This window comes from Tepidibacter formicigenes DSM 15518, from assembly GCF_900142235.1.
GTDB lineage: Bacteria > Bacillota > Clostridia > Peptostreptococcales > Peptostreptococcaceae > Tepidibacter > Tepidibacter formicigenes.
The window spans coordinates 1-7,567 of the sequence record NZ_FRAE01000091.1 but is presented as its reverse complement, the minus strand read 5'-3'; the positions used below and the strand labels follow the sequence as shown (position 1 = coordinate 7,567).

6 protein-coding genes and 1 rRNA gene are annotated in these 7,567 nt (G+C 28.8%); 5 read left to right on the top strand and 2 right to left on the bottom strand.

The features are described from left to right. Window positions 1–217: 217 nt before the first annotated feature. Window positions 218–334, top strand: a 5S ribosomal RNA gene (gene rrf, locus BUA77_RS12205). A gap of 114 nt (window positions 335–448) precedes the next feature. On the opposite strand, the gene BUA77_RS12200 is transcribed toward rrf, so the two are convergent. Next, the gene (locus tag BUA77_RS12200) at window positions 449–1,627 is read right to left on the bottom strand and encodes a pyridoxal phosphate-dependent aminotransferase (protein ID WP_072890663.1); all 1,179 of its coding nucleotides are present in this window, start codon (window positions 1,625–1,627) and stop codon (window positions 449–451) included. 153 nt (window positions 1,628–1,780) lie between these two features. Here BUA77_RS12200 and BUA77_RS12195 point away from each other — a divergent pair, with 153 nt between their 5' ends. The 4 genes from BUA77_RS12195 (at window position 1,781) to nrdG (ending at window position 7,178) form a co-directional block, all read left to right on the top strand. Further along, entirely contained in the window at window positions 1,781–3,310 is a 1,530-nt protein-coding gene (locus tag BUA77_RS12195; protein ID WP_072890661.1) for a cobyric acid synthase, read from the top strand. 3 nt (window positions 3,311–3,313) lie between these two features. Next, complete coding sequence (locus BUA77_RS12190) at window positions 3,314–4,063, top strand: hypothetical protein (protein WP_072890659.1); 750 nt, start codon at window positions 3,314–3,316, stop codon at window positions 4,061–4,063. A 204-nt stretch (window positions 4,064–4,267) separates the two neighbouring features. Next, entirely contained in the window at window positions 4,268–6,622 is a 2,355-nt protein-coding gene (locus BUA77_RS12185) for an anaerobic ribonucleoside triphosphate reductase (protein ID WP_072890656.1), read from the top strand. A 19-nt stretch (window positions 6,623–6,641) separates the two neighbouring features. Further along, complete coding sequence (nrdG, locus tag BUA77_RS12180; protein ID WP_072890653.1) at window positions 6,642–7,178, top strand: anaerobic ribonucleoside-triphosphate reductase activating protein; 537 nt, start codon at window positions 6,642–6,644, stop codon at window positions 7,176–7,178. 175 nt (window positions 7,179–7,353) lie between these two features. Here nrdG and BUA77_RS12175 read toward each other — a convergent pair. Beyond that, window positions 7,354–7,567 (bottom strand): OsmC family protein (locus BUA77_RS12175; RefSeq protein ID WP_143151364.1); only part of this gene is annotated, 214 nt, incomplete at its 5' end.

Below are 7,567 nucleotides of genomic sequence, written 5' to 3'. Positions count from 1 at the left end.
AGCTTATGGATACTAATAGGTCGAGGACTTGACCAAAAATGCAATAAATTGCATCGCGCCAACGAATTCTAACGAATTCCGTTGCTTAAATTAATTTGTGCAGTTTTGAAAGTATTAAATATTTCAAAAAATAAGTTGACAAGATTAAATAAAAATGATAAAATACTTATTGTCCGACAAATAAACTTAAAGAAAAATCAAAATAATCTTAAAATTATGTGGTTACAATAGCAAGGAGGATACACCTGTTCCCATTCCGAACACAGAAGTTAAGCTCCTTAGCGCCGATGGTACTTGGAGGGAAGCCTCCTGGGAGAGTAGGACGTAGCCACGTAATTTTTTTTATTTTTTGAAAAAAGACCTAAAATAAAAAGATAAACTCCAATATTATAAAAATTATATAGGAGTTTATCTTTTACAATCTAAAGTCTTTTATAATATACAGTAATTATAAACTTTCTACAAAATCTCTTATCCCTTTAATTCCTGTTATAATATTTTCATTACTACATGCATATGAAATTCTTATAAAGTCATCTATTCCAAATGCTATTCCAGGAACTACTGCTACTTTATTATTTTCAAGTAATTTATTACAAAAATCTATAGAAAAGCTGTCTTTATGTTTAATTTTATATTTTAATTTGGATATATCTATGAACATATAAAAAGCACCTTGTGGATATATAAAGTCTAAATCTCTTATTTCTGATAACATAGATATTGCTAAATCTCTTTTTTCTTTATATATTTCAACCATATTTTTAATGTCCTCTTTACAGTACTTTAAAGCTCCATATCCAGCCCATTGAGATATAGTAGATGGATGAGAAACCAAATGACCTTGTACAGTTGATATAGCCTTAGATATAATTTTATTAGATGCAGAGTATCCAAGTCTTAATCCTGTCATTGCAAAAGATTTAGAAAAACCATTAACAGTAATAGTAATGTTTTTAGCTTCAGATGATAATGAAGCTATACTTGTAAAAGTGTTTTCATAGCATATTTTCTCATATATTTCATCTGCTAATATATAAATATTATTTTTTAAGCATACATCTACTATTTCTTTGAGCTCTTGTTCACTATAAATAGCACCTGTTGGATTAGAAGGATTCGTTATAAAAATCATTTTAGTTTTAGAAGTTATATTTTTTTGTATTTGATCTGCTGTAATTTTGAAGTTATTATTTTTATTAGTATCTAGAAATATTGGTATTGCACCAACTAGTTTAATCATCTCAGGATAACTAACCCAATAGGGCTTTGGTATTAAAACTTCATCTTGAGGATCTAAAAGAGCTATTAAAGCATTAGTTATAGAATGTTTTGCTCCGTTTGAAACAACAATTTCATCTAAATCGTAGTATGTATTATTTTCACTTTTTAATTTCTCTACTATAGCTTTCTTAAGCTCTTCAATTCCAGAAACCATATCATATTTAGTCTTATTGTTATTTACTGCCTTAATGATTTCATCCTTAGCCTTACTTGGTACATTAAAATCAGGTTCTCCTATACTTAAGTTTACTACTTCTATACCTCTACTTTTAAGTTCATTAACTTTACTGCTTATTCCAATAGTAAAAGATGGTGTTATGATATTTAACTTTTTAGAAAGCATATTAATTCCTCCTGAATATATTAATAGTTTCGCTAATTTAAATATAACTAAATTATACATTATAATTGATATTTTTAAACTAAAGATGTTAAAATTTAAGTATGTCTTTATGAGAAATTAAAAATATAAAAATAAATTTTAGGGGGAATAAAAATGGGAAAATCTGTTATGCTTCAAGGAACAGCATCTGGGGTTGGAAAGAGTTTAATTACAGCTGCATTTTGTAGAATATTTAAACAAGATGGATATAAAGTAGCTCCATTTAAATCTCAAAATATGGCTTTGAATTCTTTTATAACAAAAGAAGGACTTGAGATGGGAAGAGCCCAAGTATTTCAAGCAGAAGCAGCAGGACTTGAGCCTGATGTTAGAATGAATCCTATACTTTTAAAACCGACTACAGATAAAAAGGCACAAGTTATACTTAATGGAAAAGTTCATGAAAATATGGATGCTCAAGAGTATCATAAATTCAAACCACAGCTTGAAAGCATGATAAAAGATATATACGAAAATCTTTCTAATGAGTATGATATTGTAGTTTTGGAAGGAGCAGGAAGTCCTGCGGAAATAAACTTAAGAGAAAATGATGTTGTAAACATGGGAATGGCAAAGATTTCAGATTCTCCAGTTATAATAATAGGAGATATAGATAGAGGAGGGGTATTTGCTTCTCTTGCAGGAACTATGATGCTTCTTACTGAAGAAGAAAGAAAAAGAGTTAAAGGAGTTATAATAAATAAATTTAGAGGAGATATAAAGATTCTTGAGCCAGGGATAAAAATGATTGAGGATATAATAAAAGTTCCTGTTCTTGGAGTTATACCTTATAGTAATTTAAAAATAGAAGATGAAGACAGTCTAGCAGATAGATTTAGAAGAAAAAGCTCAAAAGAAAAAGGTGAAGTTAATGTAGAAGTTTTATACCTACCTCATGTTTCTAATTTTACTGACTTTAATGTGTTTGAAACTCAAGAAGATGTAAATTTGAGATATGTAATGAGAGGAGAATCTATAGGAGATCCTGATATATTAATAATACCAGGAAGTAAAAATACAATAGAAGATTTAATATATCTTAGAGAAAGCGGTCTTGAGAGGAAAATAAATGACCTTCACAAAAGAGGAAAACTTATATTTGGTATTTGTGGAGGATATCAAATGTTAGGGAAGAAATTATACGATCCTGAAGGAATAGAATGTGGAATAAAAGAAATTAATGGTATAGGGCTTTTAGATATAGAGACCACATTTGAAGGAGAAAAAATAACAACTCAAGTTGAAGCAGTAATACAAAATAATGTAAGAGGATACTTAGCTGGACTTGAAGGTGTTAAAGTTGAAGGATATGAAATTCATATGGGAAGAAGTACTGTGGGGAGAAATTCCAGATATTTAGATAAAATTATTAAAAGAGTAGAAGAAAATACAAGTGAGCTAGAAGGAGCTATAAATATAGAAGGAAATGTAGTGGGGTCGTATATACATGGAATATTCGATAATATAAACTTTACAAGAAGTTTACTTAATAATATAAGAAAGATGAGAGGATTAGATGAAATAGAAAGTAGTGTAAAATCATTCAAGGAGTTTAAAGAAAGAGAGTATGATAAACTAGCTAACATAGTTAGATCAAGCCTTGACATGAACAAGATATATGAAATATTAGAGGGTGAGGAATAAATTTTGAAAACTTATAGGGATTTAACTTTTATAAATTTAAATAAAGATGAGTATTTAGTTATATCTTGTGATTCTTGTGCAGGGGTTGGAAATAAAGAGTTAGATGTAGTTAAAGCTTCCCTAGATATAGTCTCTTATTTTACAACTAGAGTTTGCATGATGGAAATCATGTCAGTTAAAGCAAAACCTATAGTGGTAGTTGATAATATAGGAGTTTCTATGAAAAGTGGAGGCTATGAAATAATAGATGGAATTAAGAAATTTTTAACTGATAACAACTTAGATATTCCTATTAATGGTAGTACAGAGGAAAATTTCAAAGTAGCACAAACATTTTTAGGGTTAACAGTTATTGGAACATTAAAAAAAGAATATATAAAAAATAATAAAGTTAAAAATAATGATTTAGTAGTATTATTAGGTCTTCCTAAGGTAGGAAGTGAAATTAATATAAATGAAGATAATGATATTATTTCATTTTATGATTTTAAAAAAATATTAGATTTAAATTATATCAGTAATATTATTCCTGTAGGATCTAAAGGGATAGGTTATGAATGCAGGACTATAGAAAAAATTACAAATATGAAAATAGATTATTTTAATACTAACATTGATTTTAAAAAATCATCAGGGCCTGCTACATCTGTTATTATTACCATGAAAGAAGATTATTTAGATAATTTAAGAAAAATAGTTTCTTGCCCTATAAATATTTTAGGTAAAATTTTCTCCAAAACGAAACCATTATAAATACTTAGTTTCAAAAAAACGAACATGTATTTGCAATACTTTGAGCCTGTTTGACTAATGATTACAATTTTGATAATCTAAATATAGTTAAAACTTAAAAAACCCTTTAACAAGGTTAAAGGGGATTTTTTTTGGTTGTTATCAACTATATATTGTGGTTATCAACAGTTAATCCACAATATACTGTGGAAAGGGGTTTTATAAGTGATAGAAAAAGTAAAAAAGAGAGATGGAAGAATCATAAATTTTAGTAAAGATAAAGTAACTAGAGCTATATTTTTAGCAGCAAGTGAAGTTGCTAAAAAAGAAGGAAAACTACCTGATTATAGTATGGCTGAAAGCTTAGCGGATGAAGTTATAGGCCTTTTAAATAGAAGATTTATAGGACAAATACCAAATGTTGAAGATGTACAAGATGCTGTTGTAAAAACTTTAATAGAAACAGGTCATGCTAAAACTAGCGAAGCATATATTCTATATAGAGCTGAAAGAAGTAGAATAAGAAATTCAAAAACTAGGCTTATGAGAGCCATAAAAGAAATAACGTTTTTGGATGCAAATAGTGCTGACATAAAAAGAGAGAATGCAAATATAGATGGAAATACTGCTATGGGTACTATGCTTCAATATGGAAGTGCTGTATCTAAGGAATTTTGCAAAGAATTTGTTATAAAGCCTGAACATGCAATTGCCCATGATAAAGGAGATATACATATACATGATATGGATTTTTTAAACATGGGAACATTAACTTGCTGTCAGATAGATGTATCTAAATTATTTGAAGGTGGATTTTCTACTGGTCATGGATTTTTAAGAGAGCCTCAAGATATATTAAGCTATGGAGCGCTTGCAGCAATAGCTATTCAAAGCAATCAAAATGATCAGCATGGAGGACAAAGTGTTCCATTCTTTGATTATGGACTAGCAAAAGGTGTAAAAAAGACATTTAAAAAACTATATAGAGATAATATATACAAAGCTTTATGTATATATAATGATTTATATGAAACTGAAATAAAAAATATAACTAATTTATTAAAAGAAATAGAGGAAAATCTAAATAAAGAGATATCGTTGAAAATAGATGAAGATTTATTAAATACTTTAAAAGATAAATTAATGAGTAACTATAAATTGACTGAAAAAGAAGCACAAAAAATACAAAAATTTGCTTATAGAGAAGCTTATAGAGAAACTGATAGAAAAACATATCAAGCCATGGAGGCGTTTATTCATAACTTAAATACAATGCATTCAAGAGCTGGTGCTCAAGTTCCGTTTTCAAGTATAAACTTTGGAACAGACATTAGCGAAGAAGGAAGAATGATTAGTAAAAACTTATTACTATCTTTAGAGAAAGGTCTAGGAAATGGAGAAACAGCTATTTTTCCAATAGTAATATTTAAAGTAAAAGAAGGAGTTAATTTAAATCCTGAAGATCCTAATTATGATTTATTTAAATTGTCTTGCAGAGTATCTTCTAAGAGATTATTTCCAAACTTTAGTTTCTTAGATGCTCCTTTTAATCTTAAGTACTATAAAGAAGGAAGACCTGAGACGGAAGCTACTTATATGGGATGCAGAACTAGAGTATTAGGAAATGTATGTGGACCTGAAATAGTAACAGGAAGAGGAAACCTTTCATTTACAACCATAAATCTTCCTAGAATTGGAATAAACCATGGAATGGTGAATAAAAAAGAATATGATTTAGATGGATTTTTTAAAGAATTAGATGAAAAAATTAATTTAGTTATAGATCAATTAATCGAAAGATTTGAAATTCAAGCAGCTAAAAAAGTAAAAAATTTCCCTTTTTTAATGGGACAAGGTGTTTGGATGGGTTCAGATAAGCTTTCTTGGGATGATGATCTTAGAGAGATTATAAAGCATGGAACATTAACATTAGGATTTATAGGACTTGCTGAATGTTTAAAAGCATTAATTGGTGAGCATCATGGAGAAAGTAAAAAAGCACAGGAATTAGGAATTAAAATAGTAAAATATATGAGAGAAAAAATGGATGAAGCAAGTGAAAAATATAATCTTAATTTTTCATTAATAGCTACTCCGGCAGAAGGTTTAAGTGGAAGATTTACAAGACTTGATAAAAAATTATATGGACAAATTGAAGGGGTTACTGATAAAGAGTATTATACAAATTCTTTTCATGTTCCTGTATATCATAAAATTTCTGCATTTGAAAAAATAAGCATAGAATCTCCTTATCATGAATTTACTAATGCAGGACATATAAGTTATATAGAACTTGATGGCAATCCATCAGATAACTTAGAAGCCTTTGAAAGTATAGTAAGAGCTATGAAAGAATCAGGAATTGGATATGGAAGTATAAATCATCCTGTAGATAGAGATCCTGTTTGTGGATATAATGGAGTTATAGAAGATACTTGTCCTGCATGTGGAAGAAAAGACGGACAAGATGGAATATACTTTGAAAGAATAAGAAGAATAACAGGATATTTAGTTGGAACAGTAGATAGATTTAATGATGCAAAAAGGGCAGAAGTTAGAGATAGAATAAAACATGCTTAAATGTATTAGGGGTGATATTATGAAAATAAGATTAGCATCTCCTCTGACTATAGACAGCATAGTAGATGGTCCAGGCCTTAGAACTGTAATATGGGCTCAAGGTTGTAATCATAAGTGCAAGGGATGTCATAATCCAAGTACTCATGATTTTAGTGGTGGATTTAAAGTAGATGTAAAAGATATAATAGATGAAATAAAAAAGTTAAAACTTCAGAGGGGAATAACTTTATCAGGTGGAGAACCATTTGAACAGCCAGATCCACTAATTAAAATATGTAAAGAAGCAAAAAAATTAGGACTTGATATTTGGGCATATAGTGGATATACATTTGAACAGCTTATAGATACTAAAAATCCTAGATACTTTAAATGGAAAAGTCTTCTTGAAAATATAGATACACTTGTTGATGGTAAATTTATAGAATCTAAAAAAAGCTTACTTTTAAAGTTTAGGGGATCATCTAATCAAAGGATAATAGATGTACAAAAATCATTAAAATTAAAAAAAGCTGTACTTCATTTAGAATATATAGAAAATATGGATATAGCAAAATAAAGGATGGCTCTGCCATCCTTTATTACTCTATAGGAAATTATAAATTTTTTAAACTGTAACTTTGGTAACTGAATAAAAGTATCAATTATTTTGAGCAACGGAGTCCGTTAGGACTCGTTGGCGACATGAGCCATGCGATAGTATGAAGCGAATTTTTTTATTCCTTGAGAAACTATTATTCTAGTACATATTCAGTAGTTAAATTAACTCCATTTTCTAGAGAGTCTCCAACAGGGCAGAATCTCTCTATATTTTTAACAAGTTTTTCTATTTTTTCTTTAGAAGCATTAGCTTTTATATGAAATTTAGCTCTAACATTTTGAAAACCAGGTCTTACATCCTCAGAACCTTTAAAACCTTCAGAATCCAAATCTCCTTCAAGGTCAATC

Coding starts and splice junctions, on each gene's coding strand:
- BUA77_RS12195 (WP_072890661.1), top strand. CDS start 1,781: ATGGGAAAATCTGTTATGCTTCAAGGAACAGCATCTGGGGTTGGAAAG.
- BUA77_RS12200 (WP_072890663.1), bottom strand. CDS start 1,627: ATGCTTTCTAAAAAGTTAAATATCATAACACCATCTTTTACTATTGGA.
- nrdG (WP_072890653.1), top strand. CDS start 6,642: ATGAAAATAAGATTAGCATCTCCTCTGACTATAGACAGCATAGTAGAT.